This window comes from Jiella flava (genome assembly GCF_017349315.1).
GTDB classification, from domain to species: Bacteria; Pseudomonadota; Alphaproteobacteria; order Rhizobiales; family Rhizobiaceae; genus Jiella; species Jiella flava.
In genome coordinates this window covers 1-15,453 of the sequence record NZ_JAFMPP010000018.1, presented here as the reverse complement: position 1 = coordinate 15,453, position 15,453 = coordinate 1, and the positions used below count along the sequence as shown (strand labels likewise).

Genomic DNA, 15,453 nt, shown 5'->3' with positions numbered 1-15,453 from the left:
TTGTCGCAGGGCAAAAAGAATGGTAAATCGAACATCGAAACCTTGATGTAAGGATTGCAAAAAATAATCTTAGAATGAGAATTGCCAATGCGTCGCGCCAGCCTCCGGCCGTTGGCAACAAGTGTTTTTCGAGCGAACCGGCCAGGCGATGGACAGTGCTTTCACGGATGACTTGCCTATGGATAACGTCGGCAAAGCGGGCGTGACCGAAAATTCTATTTTCGATCTCGCGCCCCTGCCGCTTTGGCTGGAAGATTTTGGCGGCGTGAAAGCTCTCCTGGAGGCGTGGCGGGCCGACGGCGTGCGCGATCTGCGCGCCCATCTCGAAGAAAATCCGGAGCTCGTGCGCGAGGCTGCCCTGTCGATCCGGGTGCTGAAGGTCAACGAACGGGCCGTCGCGCTGTTCGAGGCCAAGGATGCCGCCGATCTGATCGACAATCTCGACGTGGTGTTTTCGCGCGATATGCTGTCCTCCCATCTTGGCGAGCTGTGCCAGCTGTGGGAGCGCAGTGACGGCTTCGAAAGCCAGGCGGTCAACTACACACTCACCGGCCGTCGGCTCGACGTGCAGCTTCGGGCGCGGATTTTGCCGGGCGCCGAGCATGATTGGTCGCGGGTCATCGTCTCGACAGAGAACATCACCGAACTCATGCAGCAGCGTCGGCAGCTGGTAGAGAAAGAGAACTTCGCCCGCGGCTTGTTCGAGCATTCGCCGATTTCGCTGTGGGTGGAGGATTTTTCGGCGGTCAAGATGCTGCTCGAAGGTGTTCGCGCCAGCGGCGTCGAGGATTTTCGCACCTTCACCGACGTTCATCCCGAATTCGTCTCGCGCTGTATGAGCGAGATCCGCGTCATCGACGTCAATCAGTACACGCTGGATCTGTTCGAGGCGCGCGACAAGGAGATGCTGCTGCGCCGGCTCGGTGAGGTCTTTCGCGACAACATGCGACAGCATTTTCGCGAGCAGTTGGTGGATTTGTGGGACGGCAAGCTGTTCCAGCAGCGCGAGGTGGTGAATTACGCGCTGTCGGGGGAGGAGCTGCATGTCCATATGCAGTTCTCGGTCTTCCCCGGGCGCGAGAGCGACTGGTCCCTGGTGCAAGTGGCGCTGACCGACATCACCGCCCGCAAGAAGGCCGAGGCCTATCTCGAATTCCTCGGCAAGCACGACATCCTGACCAAGCTCTGCAATCGGTCGTTCTTTGTCGATGAGCTGAATCGGCTGGAGCGCAAGGGACCAGAGCCGGTGGCGGTGATCCTCGCCGATCTCGACGGGCTGAAGCTCGCCAATGATTCGATGGGCCATGCGGCGGGTGACGCGCTGCTCCGACGCGCCGGCGAAATCTTCAAGGAGGCGGTGACGGCGCCTTCGACCGCCGCGCGCATCGGCGGCGACGAATTCGCCGTGCTGATGCCATCCTGCGGCCTGACTGACGGCCGGCAGATGATCGCGACGTTGCAGGAGCTCGTCGAGGTCAACAATCAGTTCTACGGCTCGACGCGTTTGGCGCTGTCCTTCGGCCTGTCGATCTCCAGCCCCGGCGAGCGGCTGGAGGATGTGGTGATGCGCGCCGACGAGGACATGTATCGCAACAAGCGCGACCGCAGCGCTAGGGTGACGAAAGAGCAAGAAGTCGAGCCGCGCGGCGCATAGCACCGGATCGTCGCGGCCGTTCCGCCATCTCAGGCCCACTCGCGGCAAATCCGTGTCGGGTCCGGCTCTTGTGGCGACCGGCCGGCTTCGGCTAACTGCCGGTCCGTGCCATCGTCTGACGCATCGAGAGCCGAAGCCCCACGTGACCCCGAAAAACCCTGTCCTCCTCGCCGTCATCGGCGGCGCTCATGGCATTCGCGGCGAATGCCGGGTGCGCTCCTTCACCGACAATCCCGAAGCCCTCGGACGCTACGGCCCGTTGTTCGACGCCAAGGGCAACCGCTACACGGTGAAGGCTGCCCGGCCACAAAAAGCCATGCTGCTCGTCCGCTTTGCCGAGGTCGCGGACCGTAATCATGCCGAACGGCTGAACGGCACCGAGCTGTTCGTCGACCGATCGCTGTTGCCGCAGACCGAGGACGACGACGAGTTCTATCTCGATGATCTTGAAGGCCTCGAGGCACGTTCGACCGCCGGCGACGCGATCGGCTCTATCGTCGGCGTTCACAATTTCGGCGCCGGCGACATCTTGGAGATCGCACGGGAGGGGGCTGCGACGGTGATGATCCCGTTTTCCGAAGCCGCTGTTCCCAACATCGATCTCGACGCCGGCATCATCATCGTCGAACCGCTGGCGGCGGGATTGATCGACGGCGACGGCGACGGCGATGAAGATGATGATGAGGGCGAAGACAACGACGGGGCCAAGGCCGACGTCCAGCCAGAGCGGGAGAAAGACTGATGGTGATCGTATCCGGCATTTTGCGGCTCAGTCCTGAAGACCTCGCCAAGGTTCGGGGGGCGGCGACCGCCGTTCTCACCGCGACGCGGGCCGAAGCTGGGTGCCTCGTCTACAGCTTCGCCGAGGATCTGCTCGAACCCGGGCTGGTGCGCATCTATGAGGAGTGGGAGAGCCGCGAGACGCTCCAAGCCCATGGCCGCTCGGCCCACATCGCTGACTGGCATGGCGCGCTGTCGGCGGTGACGATCCTTGATCGCGACCTGAAGATCACCGAGGCCGGCCGGGCCGAGTTGCTCGCTTGATCCGATGAGCTTTCGGGCGACGATCTTGACGCTTTATCCGGAGATGTTTCCGGGACCGCTCGGTGTTTCGCTCTCCGGACGGGCGTTGGAGCGGGGTGACGCGACGATCGAGACGCGGCAGATCCGTGATTTCGGCATTGGCAAGCATCGCGCCGTCGACGATACACCGGCCGGCGGTGGGGCGGGCATGGTGCTGCGTGCCGATGTTTTGGCCGCGGCGATCGACGCGGCGGCGCCCGATGGCGACAGGCGACCGAAGCTGTTGATGAGCCCGCGCGGGCGACCGCTGACGCAGCGCTTCGTGCGCGAGCTGGCGGCGGGCGAGGGTGCGGTGATCGTCTGCGGACGTTTCGAGGGGATCGACGAGCGGATCATCGAGGCGCGGGGCCTGTGCGAGATTTCGATCGGGGACTATGTCCTGTCCGGCGGCGAGATCGCCGCGACGGTGCTGCTCGACGCGGTGATCCGTTTGCTGCCGGGCGTCATGGGCAATGACCAGTCCGGCGTCCATGAAAGTTTTGAACGACCGCTGTTGGAGCATCCCCATTACACCCGTCCGGCCGAATGGGAGGGGCGACGCATTCCGCCGGTGCTGACCTCCGGGGATCATGGCGCCGTCGAGCGCTGGCGGCTTGCCGAGGCCGAGCGGCTGACGCGTGAGCGACGGCCGGATCTTCTGGCCGTGCCCGAAACTGACAAAGAGCGCTGATCAACGGCAAAGGCGCAAAGGCGCTGAGAAGACCCGTCACCGGGGGTTGTCGAAAAACCCGGTAACGGGTTGTGTCTTCCTGCTTTGACCGGCTGCCATCAGCGCCGGCGGCCGCGACCGGCGGGGGGCGTCTTCTTGGTGCGCGGTGCGCTGTGAGTGCGCGACCCGCGCCGAGAGGGGGCGGTCGCCGACTTGGTGGGCGTCGCATCAGCGGCAGTTTTCACCTCTGCCTCCGCCTCTGCCTTGGCCGGTTGCAGGCTTGCCGCCGGCTTGGCATCGCGCTGTGTGAAAAGGTCGTCATCCGGACCGGCCGCCCTCGCCGAAGCCTTGGCCTCGGTCTTGGCCGGGGCGGCTGATGCGGTCTTTGATGGGGCCGCAGTTTTCTTGACAGGGGGTTTGGACCTGGCAGAGGCGGAAGAGCTGGCCGTTGCCGTCGGTCGCGGTTTCGCGGTTGCCTTGGTCGCGAGCAGGAACGGGTCAGCCTTGGCGGCCTTCGCAGCCTTGGCGGGCGCCGGCGTTGGGGCAGGCCTGGCCGCGCTTGGTTCGGCGGGCGGAGCCGCTGTTGCCGTGGCCCCCGTCTTGGCCGGCTTCTGTTTCTCGGCGACAGCAGTCTTTGCCTGCGGCGCCTCGATCTTCGGGGCCTTCACCTCCGGTGCGGCCGCCGTCAGAGCATTGGCTTGCTGCGGCGTCTCGTCGATCGGTGGTGAAATCTCGGCGGTGGGTGCGGCGGGCTGGTTTGCCACCGGCTCATCTGCGGCACCGTTGGCTTGCACCGTCTCCGGCATTGGGGCGATTCGGGGCGAGGAGAAACCGGCATTGTTGCTGCCGGCAAAGGAGCCGAACGGATAGCTCGCCGCATCCATGGCGCCCGACATCATCGCCTTGGCCGGCGCGGTTATCGCCTTCATCGCCGCGTCGAAGCTTTTGAGGCCCGCTGCGGCGCCGAAGCCGCTCTCACCCGACGTCGACAGCGATCGGCCGAGCGTCCCTGCCTTGGCGGCGCGTTCGGCATAGGCGCCGATCCGGCGCGGCTCTCGCACTTCGTCGCCGGCCCGTGGCTTGGCCGAGGCGCCGCTATGGGTGGTGCCGTGGGTGAGGGCGAAGTCGACGATGCGCGGGCAGATCTCGGCGCGGAAGCGCGAACCGTTGAAGACGCCGTAATGGCCGACCTTCGGCTGGACATAGTGGACACGCTTGTCGCCGGGGATGTTGACGCACAGATCCTGCGCCGCTTCGGTTTGGCCGACGCCGGAAATGTCGTCGTTTTCGCCCTCGACAGTCAGCAACGCGGTGTTGCGGATGGCCGTGAGGTCGACCCGCTCGCCGTGATGGCAAATGTCGCCCTTCGGCAGCGAGTGCTTGATGAAGACTTCCTCGACCGTTTGCAGATAAAACTCAGCGGTCAGATCCATCACGGCGTTGTATTCATCGTAGAATTCACGGTGCTTTTCCGCCGAGTCGCCGTCATCCTTGACGAGATGCCAGAAGAAATCCTTGTGGGCGATGAAGTGCCGGTCGAGATTCATCGACATGAAGCCGGTGAGCTGCAGGAAGCCGGGATAGACTTGGCGCATGAAGCCGGCATGCGGGAAGGGCACCGCCATCACGACATTCTCGCGGAACCACTCGATGCCGTTCTCTTCGGCGAGCTTGTTGACCGCCGTCGGATTGATGCGGGTGTCGATCGGGCCGCCCATCAACGTCATCGTCGCAGGCGCGCACGGATCGCCGGCCTTTTCCATCACCGCCGTCGCCATCAGCACGGGCACCGCCGGTTGGCAAACGCCGATCACATGGGTGTCGGGACCAAGGAAGCGCAGCATCTCGACGACGTAGTCGACATAATCGTCGAGGTCGAAGCTGCCCTTCGACAGCGGCACCGTGCGCGCATCCTTCCAGTCGGAGATATAGACGTCGGCATAGGGCAGCAGCGCTTCGACGGTGCCGCGCAGAAGCGTCGCATAATGGCCCGACATCGGTGCGACGACGAGGATGCGCGGATCCTGGCCGTGGCCCCGGGGCAGTTCGCGCTCGAAATGCAGAAGATCGCAGAACGGCTTGCGCCACACCGGCTTATCGACCACGGGAACCCGCTGGCCGCGAATGGCGGTTTCGTGGAGCCCGAACTCCGGCTTGCCATAGACCCGGGTGGTGCGCTCGAACAATTCTGCTGCAGCCGCGAAGGAGCGGCCGGCCGTCGTGTGCGAGAGCGGATTGAGCGGATTTTGGTAGAATAGCCGCGTGGCGTCAGCCACGGCGCGGAACGGCGTCAGCGCGGCATGATTCCACTCATATAGCTGATACAACATCGCATTTGCCTTCCGTTTGTATCGAATATAGCAATCTTTGCTGCAATGCACAAATTCCGGCCTCAAACCTCGCCGGTCGCGAACCTGCGCCGCGGGAGGCGAAGAGCCATCCGTGAGAATGGGCCGCGGCTTGCGGTGCGGCCGATGGCGCGCCCGCAGGCGGTGTGGCTTTTTCGGGATGCGACTTGCGCTTTCCCTCCCATGGGCATCGCAGCATCAGCTCTTCGACCGGGCGCTCGACGGCCTCTCCCCCAAGCTGCGCTCAATGTTATCGCCGGGTTCCACCGGATTACCTGGCCGTTCTGGCGTCAAAGCCACTTCACGCGAATCTCTTCGCTGATGGGCGCTTCATCGCCGATCGCTTCGCCGCCAAGCGTGTCGATCAAGTCTGCCGGACTATCCTGTCGCGAAACCTTCACAAAACCATGAATCCCATCAAAGGCCGAAGCGGCGTTTGAGTCGATATCGGCTGCAACCACCAATGCACGATGATGAAACCAGCGTGCTCTTTGCGTCACAGCGTTGAGCAGCGCGGCGCCGACGACGGTGTCGTGCCTCAGAGCGGGAGCAACCCGGATTTCGCGCAGAAGATAGATGTCGAGCCGCGCCGCGGCGGCGGCGAAGGCGACGGCCGCGCCGCTGACCTTGGTGTCGACGACGAAAATCTCGTGGCTGACGAGATAGGGCACGAAGGCGGCAAGATCGGTCGTGCCGGTCAAGGCGCCGAGGGATGCACCGCGTCCGAGATGGCGAAGTCGCAGAAGGTCGGCCGCTTCCCCTGGTTCCATCATGCGGATGCGGTAGCCTTTGGGCGCCATGCCCTTGAATGCCGCGCGGCCCGGGCGCGGAGCCTTGGGCTGCAATGGCTTGGGCGGCCGATCAGCTGGCATAGCCCTCGATGATGATGATATCCGCCTCGGCAACCTCTTCTCGGATCGCCTTCGCCTTTTGATAATCGACGCTGTCGTAGCAGGCGCGGGCGGTCTCGACGCTGTCGAATTCGATGACGACATTGCGCCCGCGGGCAGCTCCTTCAAGCAAGGTCAATTCGCCTCCGCGCACCAGAAACTTCGCTCCATGGGCCTCGAATGCCGGCTTTGCGGTTGCGACATAGGCCTTATAGCCCTCTGGGTCGCGGACATCGACGCGCGCGATCCAATATCCCTTTGCCATGATCGTCTCCTCATCCTCTTGCCGGTGCAGCCTCAGCTCAGCTCAGCGCCGTCGCCATGTCGTCGAGGATCGCGACCGCGGCGGCGGCCGGATCGGCGGCTGCGACGATCGGCCGGGCGACGACGAGATGCGAGGCGCCATCGCGGAGCGCTTCGGCCGGTGTCGCCACGCGCTTCTGGTCGCCGGCGGGACTGCCGGCGGGGCGGATGCCCGGCGTGACGATCGCCATCTGTGGGCCGATGGCTTGGCGAATCGCCGCCGCTTCCGCAGCCGCCGCGACGACGCCGCCCATGCCGATATCGCGCGCCTGCCGGACCCGCATTGCGACAAGCTCGGCGACCGAGAGACGATAGCCGCTGGCTTCGAGATCGGCCGCATCGAGCGAGGTCATGACGGTGACGCCGAGAAGGGTGAGGGGGCTGCCCTCGGCGGCTTTGACCGCGGCTCGCATCGCATGCGGGTAGGCGTGGATGGTCAACATCGCGGCGCCAAGCTGCAGCGCGCTTTCAACGCCCTTCTCGACCGTGTTCGAAATGTCGAGCAGCTTCAGGTCGAGAAACACCCGCTTGCCGGCTCGGGACAGATCCCCGACCAGCGGCAAGCCACCGGCCAGCGCAAGCTGATAGCCGATCTTGTAGAACCCGACGGTCTCGCCCAACGTCTCGACGATCCGGATGGCGTCGTCTCGGCTTCCGACATCCAGGCCGACGATCAAGCGTTCACGCGCATCCTCCCGGTTCAAGCTCTTCTCCTGACGCGCCTTCAATCAAATTTACTGGGCGGTGATGGCATCATTCGGGAGGGATGTCGACCGTGACCGTGGTGCCGGTGGTCATCGAATTCACGTCGATTTCCGCGTCGAGACCACGCACCAGCGAGACCGTGATCCGGCCGCCAAGGCCGCCTTCACTTTCCCGGCTCTTCTGACGGCGCTTGGCCTGATCACCGGTCTCGACGATCTCGCTGCCGGCATCGCCGCCCTCGGCGTCTGCGTGGCGCGACAAGCCCATCGAATCGGCGAGCTGCCGGGCTTCGTTCGGGGCGCTCTCGGCGACTTGCGCATCCTGTGTGATCCGCTGGATCTCGCGTTCGTCCAGCGGAACGGGCTGGCGACCGCTATAGGGCCAGTTGCTGTCATCCGGCAGGCCGATCCCGTCGTCGGTCACCGTCAGCCGAATGACACCTGAGGAGAGCATCTTCAGCCGCGCCTCGACCAGCCCGGCCTCACGCCCGTCAAAGGCGTGTTTCAACGCATTGGTCAAAAGTTCCGAGAACAACAGGCCGATGCGGGCCGCACGGTCGACCTTCATGTCGATCGCATCGCAATCGACATTGATGCGCACCGAGCGTCGTCCGTCGAGATGACCGATGGTGGCGGCGATGCGGCTGACATAGGCGCCGAGCGGCACATTCTCCGAGCGCGACGAGCCGACGCCGGACTCGGTCATCTCCTGATAGAGCAGTTGCAGGCTCTCGATCCGGCGCGCCAGAGCCGTGAAGCTTTCCTTGCTGGTCTCGGCCCGCGCCTGCATGCGGATCATGCCGACGATCATCGACAGATGGTTCTTCACCCGGTGCTGAATCTCGCCGAGGGTGGCGTCGATCGGCGCTGCCTGGCCGTCGGTCCTGCTGTTGGTGGCCGAAGCGCCCTCGCTCATATCGCGTTGGACGCCGAGGAAGCACTGCAGGCGGTCGTTTTCATCGTAGAGCGGCGTGATCATCAGTCGATTGATGAACTTGGTGCCGTCGGCGCGATAATTCAGAATGTCGATCGAGATGTCGCGCTCTTGGCGCAGCGCATCGCCGATTTGTCGGGCGTGCTCCGGATCGGTCTCGTCACCTTGCAAAAACCTGCAATTCCGCCCGATAGTGGCCGCAGGCGCATAGCCGGTGATTTCGGCGAAGGCGGTGTTGGCGTAGATGATCGGGTTGTCTTCGATATGGGGATTCGTCAAGACGAGCGCGAGCGGCAGCTTCGCCAGAGCCGCCGTGGTGATGTTCGTCGGGACGCCGAACGATTCGGGACGTTCGTCCTCGCGTTTGTCCATATCACCTCGCTGAAGGGACTCTGCGCGCTGGCCGTGCCGAGCCGTCACTGACTGATTCGAATGATTCCCGCCTTCGAGCCGTTCGTTGCCGAGATCAACCATCTCGCTTGCTGGAAATGCAGGAGGCGCCAGCCTTTCAAATCGGATCAGGCGCGAAGTTTTCAAGCCTCATGCGTCATAATGCGATTTTCAAAACGCTCATGAATATATGTATTTACCAATGACATTGCACCATGATGAACGTCTTGCCAGCCACCGATGACTGGAAACAACTGATTCTTGCGGAGGGCGCCCGGGTCATTCGCCTCAATGGGCGGCCTCCCAGTTGTCTGCCGATTTTGCCTCGACCTCAAGTGGTACGGACAATATGACGCGGGGCCGGGCGGCGTCCGACATGACGCGCTGCACCAGGGGCAGGGTCGCTTCGACTTCCTCATCCGGCACTTCGAAGACCAATTCATCATGCACCTGAAGCAGCATTTTTGCTGACAGTCCGGTTTCGGCCAGAGCCTCTTCCATACGAATCATCGCACGGCGAATGATGTCGGCCGCCGTTCCCTGGATCGGGGCATTGATCGCGGCGCGCTCGTTGAAGGCTCTGAGGGAGGGATTGGACGCCCTGATGTCTGGATAATGGGCGCGCCGGCCAAACAGCGTTTCGACATAGCCGTGTTCCTTGGCAAACGCCTTGGTCGCGTCCATGTAGTCGCGGATGCCCGGGAAGCGCTCGAAATAGCGCTTGATATACTGGCCGGCCTCTTCGCGCGGGATCGCCAACTGATTGGCGAGGCCGAAGGCCGAAATGCCGTAGATGATGCCGAAATTGATCGCCTTGGCGCGCCGGCGAACCATCGGGTCCATGCCCTTGACCGGCAGGCCGAACATTTCCGATGCCGTCATGGCGTGGATGTCGAGGCCGTCCTGAAATGCCTGCTTCAGCGGGGCGATATCGGCGATATGGGCGAGGATGCGCAGCTCGATCTGGCTATAATCGGCGGAAACGAGTTTGGTGCCCTTTGGCGCGACGAAGGCGGTGCGGATCGCCCGGCCTTCCTCGGTGCGCACCGGGATGTTCTGCAGGTTGGGCTCCGAAGACGACAGCCGTCCGGTGGTGGTCGACGCCATGGAATAGGAGGTGTGGATCCGGCCTGCCGCGTCCATATGGTTCGGCAAGCTGTCCGTATAGGTGCCTTTCAGCTTGGTCAGCTGGCGCCAGTCGACGATCTTCGCCGGCAGTTCGTGGCCCTCGGCGGCGAGTTCTTCCAGCACCTTCACGTCGGTCGACCACTGGCCGCTCTTGGTCTTCTTGCCGCCGGGCAGGCCGAGCTTGCCGAACAGGATTTCGCCGAGCTGCTTGGGGGAGCCGGGATTGAATTCCTCGCCGGCGAGATCGGCAATTTCGGCTTCGATCGCCCCCTGCTTCTGTGCAAAGCGGCCGGACAGGCGCGACAGGATCTGCCGGTCGACCATGATGCCATGGTGTTCCATCCGGGCCAGAACGGGCACGAGGGGGCGCTCCAGCCGCTCATAGACTGCGGCAAGGCCCTCGGCGGTCAAGCGCGGCTTCAAAACGCGCCAGAGCCGCAGCGTGACGTCGGCATCCTCTGCGGCGTATTCGGTGACTTTGGCGATCTCGCAGGCCGCGATCGGCCTGGCATTCCGCCCGCTGCCGCACAGCTCCTTGAAGCTGATCGGCTTATGGCCGAGATGGCGCTCGGACAGTTCATCCATGCCGTGTCCGGCGAGCGAGGCGGAGGCGTCGAGGGCATAGGAGATCAAAAGCGTATCGTCGAAGGGCGCGACGGTGATGTCGTGGCGCAGCATGACGAGGTAGTCGTATTTGGTGTTCTGGCCGACCTTGAGGATCGCCGGATCCTCGAGCACCGGCTTCAGGATCTTCAGCGCCGCCTCGAGCGGGATCTGTGGGCCGATCTCCTCTTCCAGCGATTTTTCCGACAAAAGATCCGCCTCACCGCTCGGCGCGATATGGGCGAGCGGCACGTAGGCGGCGCGGCCCGGCGCCGTGGCGAAGGAGACGCCGACGAGATTGCCGTTCATCGCCGACAGTGTGTCGGTCTCGGTATCGAAGGCGAGAATGCCGGTTTCTTCGGCCTCTTTCAAAAAGGCTTCGAGGTCCGCCGCGTCGCGGAGGGTCAGATAGGCCGAGCGGTCGAATATCGCATCCGCCGCCTCGGCGCGCCGCGCGTCGACCAAATTTTGCGGGGTGAGGGTGAGGCGTGCGTCGCCATCGCCGCTGCTTTCGGCGGTGGCCGGGTCCGCTTCGGCGGCATCGAGATCGGGGCCGCGAGCCGGGCCGTCGACCGCAATCGCGGCGGTCTCGACGTCGCTCGCCGAGACGTCCAGAGCCGCGGCGACGCGGCGGGTGAGCGTGGTGAACTCCATCGCCTTCAAGAAGGCGATCAGCTTTTCGCCGTCCGGCTCGTGCAGGAAGAGATCGGCGAGCGGCGTGTCGAGCGGCGTGTTCTCGTCGAGGGTCACCAGCCTTTTCGACAGGCGGGCTTGGTCGGCAAAATCGATGAGATTCTGTTTGCGCTTGGCCTGCTTGATCTCGCCGGCGCGTTCGAGCAGCGTTTCGAGGTCGCCATAGTCTTCGAGCAACTGGGCGGCGGTTTTGGGGCCGATGCCCGGCACGCCTGGCACATTGTCCGACGTGTCGCCGACCAAGGCCTGCAGGTCGATCATCTTGTCCGGATAGACCCCGAACTTCTCCTTGACCTCCTCCGGGCCGAGCCGCTTGTCCTTCATCTGATCGTAGAGAATGACGTTCGGACCGACGAGCTGCATCAGGTCCTTGTCGGACGAGACGATGGTGACCGCGCCACCGGCTGCGACGGCCTCTTTGGTGTAGGTCGCGATCAGATCGTCCGCCTCGTAGCCCTGTTTCTCGATGCAGGGCAGGTCGAAGGCGCGTACCGCCTCGCGGATCAGGGCAAATTGCGGGACGAGATCCTCCGGCGGCGCGGTCCGGTTGGCCTTGTACTGATCATAGAGCTCGTTGCGAAACGTCGTCGACGAGTGGTCGAAGATCACCGCGAAATGGGTCGGCACCGCGCCGAGGGAGGTGTCGCGCGATTCCTCGACGAGCTTCCACAGCATGTTGCAAAAGCCCGAGACGGCACCGACGGGCAGGCCGTCTGACTTGCGCGTCAGCGGCGGCAAAGCGTGGTAGGCCCGGAAGATGTAAGCCGAGCCGTCGACGAGGAAGAGGTGATCGCCTTGTTTCATGACGAGGGTGGTATCCCGACCCCGGCAAGCTGTCCATTGCCTTGTGCCGGAAGCGGTCGGGCGGACGGGCCAGGATCCGGTCGAATTGCGGTGCGGTGAAAATGTTGTGAAAAAGTCACGCCCTGAAATTTCTGCGCAAATGCCGGGGGGTGCAGCGTTGCATCGAAGTCCAATCCGTGGTCACTTTGGGGTTGATCCACAGTTCACGTCGATGTGAGTGTGCCCGCCTTGCGCCAAGCTTGATTTCCGCCGGTGCGAGTCGCATTATCATTGGCAACGACGCACGACAGCGTCGTGTTCGGCCAAGGCACGTCCCCCGCTTTAGAGCCGAAATTCGGCGCCTGGATCCTCTTCCCCCCTCTCCAGGACCGGCGCCATCGGAAGTGCAAGAGAGTCGTCACGGCGTATCCCCCTCCAGGCCGTGACGGCTCTCTTCGTTTGTCCGGAGGGTATTGCCGACGCGCGTGCGGTCTTGCCGCGATGCTTTCGATCCGAGAAGTGATGCGCTACAGCATCGACCCGAACATCGGAATCGATTTTCGGCAAAGGACGATGCGTCAATTCAAAGAGTGAGAGCGTCCGTTCTGCGTCCGATCGGATGCAGGGCGCTCTATTCCTGCGGCCGGCCTCGACGGCCGGGCTTGTGGCCCCGCAACGACAAGAGTTTTCACCGCCCGATCATGCAAATTCTCGACAACGTCATCGCCGATCGTGGATCGAAATATGCCGTTTCGGGTGGCCCGTGTAACCGCGAGGCCGAAGCCAAGGCGATGGTCGAGGCGCTGCGCAAGAGCCGCAAGAAATTCGCCAAGGCCACGCATCACTCCTGGGCGCTGATCACCGCCGACGGACCGGTAAAGAACGACGACGGCGAGAGTGGCGCCGGCATGGTGATCCTGCGCATGCTGGAGCGCGAGCAGCTGACCGGCCATCTCGTCGTCGTTACCCGCTGGTACGGCGGCAAGCCTCTCGGCGGCGATCGCTTTCGCCACGTCCAGGACGCGGTGCGGATCTATCTCGACCAATGCGCGGCGGCGAAAGCCGGGCAGGGCGGTTGAGCCGCGCGGGATCGCGCATCCGCCGCGTTGTCGATCCCGCGTTGCGATTGACCCCGGCGCCCAGTTGGCGTAGCGCCGCCGCAAAACACGGCAGGAAAGCCGCAGGAATCGATGTCTTACGCGGTCAAGGAAATCTTCTACACGCTGCAGGGCGAGGGGCGGAATGCCGGCCGCGCGGCGGTGTTCTGCCGCTTTGCCGGGTGTAATCTGTGGTCCGGCCGCGAACGGGACCGGGCAGGCGCGATTTGTCAATTCTGCGATACCGATTTCGTCGGCATGGACGGCACCGGCGGCGGCCGGTTCGGCACGGGCGAGGCCTTGGCGGCGGCGATCGCCGATTGCTTTGCCGGCGACGCGACAGACGCGCGGCTGGTGGTTCTCACCGGCGGCGAGCCGCTGTTGCAGGTCGATGCGGCGCTGATTGCGGCGCTGCACGCTCAAGGCTTTGAAATCGCCGTCGAAACCAACGGTACGATCGCGCCGCCTGCCGGCATCGACTGGCTCTGTGTCAGTCCCAAGGCGGGCGCGCCGCTGGCGGTGACCGGCGGCGACGAGCTGAAGCTGGTCTATCCGCAGGCCGGCGCCGAGCCCGAGCGCTTCATCGATCTTGCCTTTCGCCATTTCCTTCTGCAGCCGATGGATGGGTCGGCAGTCTTAGAGAACACCGCGGCGGCGGTGGCTTATTGTCTTGACCATCCGCGCTGGCGGCTCACCCTCCAGACACACAAGATGTTGGGAATACGATGAAGATTACTCAGGCCTTCACCTTCGAGGCAGCCCATCGTCTGCCGCATGTGCCCGAAACCCACCGCTGTTTTCGCATGCACGGCCATTCCTATCGGATCGAATTGACCCTCGAAGGCGAGGTCGATTCGGCGACCGGCTTCGTGATCGACTTCTTCGACGTTGAAGCGGCCTTCGGGCCGCTGCTGGCGCAGCTCGATCATCATTGCCTCAACGAGATCGAAGGGCTCGAAAATCCGACGGCGGAGCATATCGCGGTCTGGATTTTCGAGCGGACCCGGCCGAAGCTGCCGCAGCTGGCATCGGTGAAGGTGTTCGAAACGCCGATGTCCTGGGCCGAATACGAGGGCTGAGCGATGGGGGAAGCGGGGGGCGCCTTGGTGCTGTTTTCCGGCGGGCAGGATTCCACCACCTGCCTGGCCTTTGCGCTCGAGCGGTTCGAGACCGTCGAGACGATCGGCTTCGACTATGGTCAGCGCCATCGGGTCGAGCTCGATGTCCGGCCGCAGATTCTGGGCACGATCCGTGCCGACTTTCCGCAATGGGCCGGCCGTCTTGGCGCCGACCACCTGATCGACATGCGCGTCCTTGGCCAGATCAGCGACACGGCGCTGACCGCCGAGACCGCCATCGCGATGCAGGACAATGGCCTGCCCAACACCTTCGTGCCCGGTCGCAATCTTCTGTTCCTCGGCTTTGCCGGCGCGCTCGCCTATCGCCGTGGCTTGAAGCACCTCGTCACCGGCGTTTGCGAGACCGACTTTTCCGGCTATCCCGATTGTCGCGACGACACGATCAAGGCGATGCAGCTCGCCCTCAATCTCGGCATGGAATCGCGCTTCGTCATCGACACGCCGCTGATGTGGATCGACAAGGCCGCCACCTGGCAGCTCGCCGACACCCTCGGCGGCTCCGCGCTGGTCGATCTGATCCGCGAGGCCACCCACACCTGCTACGCCGGCGATCGCACCCATCGCCACTCTTGGGGCTACGGCTGCGGCAGCTGCCCCGCCTGCGAGCTTCGCGCCACCGGCTGGGATCGTTATGTTGCGGCAAGGGATGAAGGCTGAGAGACGGCGTCCGGTGACCGGCGTTGGCCTGGATCCTCGGCCGTAGAGCCGAGGATCCACTTGATTGCGCGCCGGCCTTGTGTCGACGCGCACCAAGTTCTGCGAGAGGCGGTTTCTAAGGAGCTGGATTCAATGCCGTTCTCCGGTCGGACGATCCGGCGCGCACCGAGTTATGGCGTGATGTGCGCTAAGTTGTGGGAGCTGTGGTCAAAAACCTGCGACGTCGGCTTCTCCAGCCCGGGATGCCTCGGAAGGATCGAAACAGAAGCGCGGTGGGAGCGGCAAAAGCGTGAAGTCGTCGCCGATTGGCCATATAATCCCGCGTCGGCGTCGCGGCCTCGACCAGATACGGCACCGGATTGATCTAGAGCATCGGGCGTGAAGTCTGAATCCAGGGG

14 protein-coding genes and 1 pseudogene are annotated in these 15,453 nt (G+C 63.7%); 8 read left to right on the top strand and 7 right to left on the bottom strand.

The window, feature by feature from the left end; genetic code table 11:
• Window positions 1-202: 202 nt before the first annotated feature.
• The 4 genes from J1C48_RS16540 (at window position 203) to trmD (ending at window position 3,407) form a co-directional block, all read left to right on the top strand.
• Entirely contained in the window at window positions 203-1,654 is a 1,452-nt protein-coding gene (locus J1C48_RS16540) for a sensor domain-containing diguanylate cyclase (protein ID WP_231081865.1), read from the top strand.
• 142 nt (window positions 1,655-1,796) lie between these two features.
• Entirely contained in the window at window positions 1,797-2,396 is a 600-nt protein-coding gene (rimM, locus tag J1C48_RS16535; protein ID WP_207259113.1) for a ribosome maturation factor RimM, read from the top strand.
• Window positions 2,396-2,698, top strand: a complete 303-nt coding sequence (locus J1C48_RS16530) for a putative quinol monooxygenase (protein ID WP_207259112.1) — start codon at window positions 2,396-2,398, stop codon at window positions 2,696-2,698. The genes rimM and J1C48_RS16530 overlap by 1 nt, the downstream gene beginning before the upstream one ends.
• Before the next feature lie 4 nt (window positions 2,699-2,702).
• Entirely contained in the window at window positions 2,703-3,407 is a 705-nt protein-coding gene (trmD, locus tag J1C48_RS16525; RefSeq protein ID WP_207259111.1) for a tRNA (guanosine(37)-N1)-methyltransferase TrmD, read from the top strand.
• Between the two features lie 98 nt (window positions 3,408-3,505).
• Here the strand turns inward: trmD and J1C48_RS19295 are convergent, their stop codons facing one another.
• The 7 genes and pseudogenes from J1C48_RS19295 to polA form a co-directional block, all read right to left on the bottom strand.
• A complete protein-coding gene (locus tag J1C48_RS19295) occupies window positions 3,506-4,315 on the bottom strand; it encodes a hypothetical protein (RefSeq protein ID WP_425523517.1) in 810 nt (269 codons plus the stop codon).
• A pseudogene (locus J1C48_RS19190) lies at window positions 4,312-5,716 on the bottom strand (polyhydroxyalkanoate depolymerase). The gene J1C48_RS19295 and the pseudogene J1C48_RS19190 overlap by 4 nt, the downstream one beginning before the upstream one ends.
• Before the next feature lie 308 nt (window positions 5,717-6,024).
• Complete coding sequence (locus J1C48_RS16515; RefSeq protein ID WP_207259109.1) at window positions 6,025-6,405, bottom strand: hypothetical protein; 381 nt, start codon at window positions 6,403-6,405, stop codon at window positions 6,025-6,027.
• 190 nt (window positions 6,406-6,595) lie between these two features.
• Window positions 6,596-6,889, bottom strand: a complete 294-nt coding sequence (locus J1C48_RS16510) for a DUF1330 domain-containing protein (RefSeq protein ID WP_207259108.1) — start codon at window positions 6,887-6,889, stop codon at window positions 6,596-6,598.
• 37 nt (window positions 6,890-6,926) lie between these two features.
• Window positions 6,927-7,631, bottom strand: a complete 705-nt coding sequence (gene pyrF, locus J1C48_RS16505; RefSeq protein ID WP_207259107.1) for an orotidine-5'-phosphate decarboxylase — start codon at window positions 7,629-7,631, stop codon at window positions 6,927-6,929.
• A 49-nt stretch (window positions 7,632-7,680) separates the two neighbouring features.
• On the bottom strand, window positions 7,681-8,937 hold the full coding sequence (locus J1C48_RS16500) for a PAS domain-containing protein (protein ID WP_207259106.1): 1,257 nt from the start codon (window positions 8,935-8,937) through the stop codon (window positions 7,681-7,683).
• A 306-nt stretch (window positions 8,938-9,243) separates the two neighbouring features.
• Window positions 9,244-12,183, bottom strand: coding sequence for a DNA polymerase I (polA, locus tag J1C48_RS16495; protein WP_207259105.1), 2,940 nt, complete (start codon window positions 12,181-12,183; stop codon window positions 9,244-9,246).
• 680 nt (window positions 12,184-12,863) lie between these two features.
• On the opposite strand from polA, the gene J1C48_RS16490 reads away from it, so the two are divergent.
• The 4 genes from J1C48_RS16490 (at window position 12,864) to queC (ending at window position 15,055) form a co-directional block, all read left to right on the top strand.
• Window positions 12,864-13,241, top strand: coding sequence for a YigZ family protein (locus J1C48_RS16490; RefSeq protein ID WP_207259104.1), 378 nt, complete (start codon window positions 12,864-12,866; stop codon window positions 13,239-13,241).
• 111 nt (window positions 13,242-13,352) lie between these two features.
• Complete coding sequence (gene queE, locus J1C48_RS16485; protein WP_207259103.1) at window positions 13,353-13,988, top strand: 7-carboxy-7-deazaguanine synthase; 636 nt, start codon at window positions 13,353-13,355, stop codon at window positions 13,986-13,988.
• A complete protein-coding gene (queD, locus tag J1C48_RS16480) occupies window positions 13,985-14,338 on the top strand; it encodes a 6-carboxytetrahydropterin synthase QueD (protein ID WP_207259102.1) in 354 nt (117 codons plus the stop codon). Before queE ends, queD begins: the two co-directional genes overlap by 4 nt.
• Before the next feature lie 3 nt (window positions 14,339-14,341).
• Entirely contained in the window at window positions 14,342-15,055 is a 714-nt protein-coding gene (gene queC / locus J1C48_RS16475) for a 7-cyano-7-deazaguanine synthase QueC (RefSeq protein ID WP_207259101.1), read from the top strand.
• Window positions 15,056-15,453: the final 398 nt, after the last annotated feature.

Excerpts from the sequence above, each read along its gene's own strand:
- J1C48_RS16530 (WP_207259112.1), top strand. The coding sequence starts at position 2,396 with ATGGTGATCGTATCCGGCATTTTGCGGCTCAGTCCTGAAGACCTCGCC.
- trmD (WP_207259111.1), top strand. The coding sequence starts at position 2,703 with ATGAGCTTTCGGGCGACGATCTTGACGCTTTATCCGGAGATGTTTCCG.
- J1C48_RS19295 (WP_425523517.1), bottom strand. The coding sequence starts at position 4,315 with ATGAAGGCGATAACCGCGCCGGCCAAGGCGATGATGTCGGGCGCCATG.
- J1C48_RS16510 (WP_207259108.1), bottom strand. The coding sequence starts at position 6,889 with ATGGCAAAGGGATATTGGATCGCGCGCGTCGATGTCCGCGACCCAGAG.
- J1C48_RS16500 (WP_207259106.1), bottom strand. The coding sequence starts at position 8,937 with ATGGACAAACGCGAGGACGAACGTCCCGAATCGTTCGGCGTCCCGACG.
- polA (WP_207259105.1), bottom strand. The coding sequence starts at position 12,183 with ATGAAACAAGGCGATCACCTCTTCCTCGTCGACGGCTCGGCTTACATC.
- J1C48_RS16490 (WP_207259104.1), top strand. The coding sequence starts at position 12,864 with ATGCAAATTCTCGACAACGTCATCGCCGATCGTGGATCGAAATATGCC.
- queE (WP_207259103.1), top strand. The coding sequence starts at position 13,353 with ATGTCTTACGCGGTCAAGGAAATCTTCTACACGCTGCAGGGCGAGGGG.
- queD (WP_207259102.1), top strand. The coding sequence starts at position 13,985 with ATGAAGATTACTCAGGCCTTCACCTTCGAGGCAGCCCATCGTCTGCCG.
- queC (WP_207259101.1), top strand. The coding sequence starts at position 14,342 with ATGGGGGAAGCGGGGGGCGCCTTGGTGCTGTTTTCCGGCGGGCAGGAT.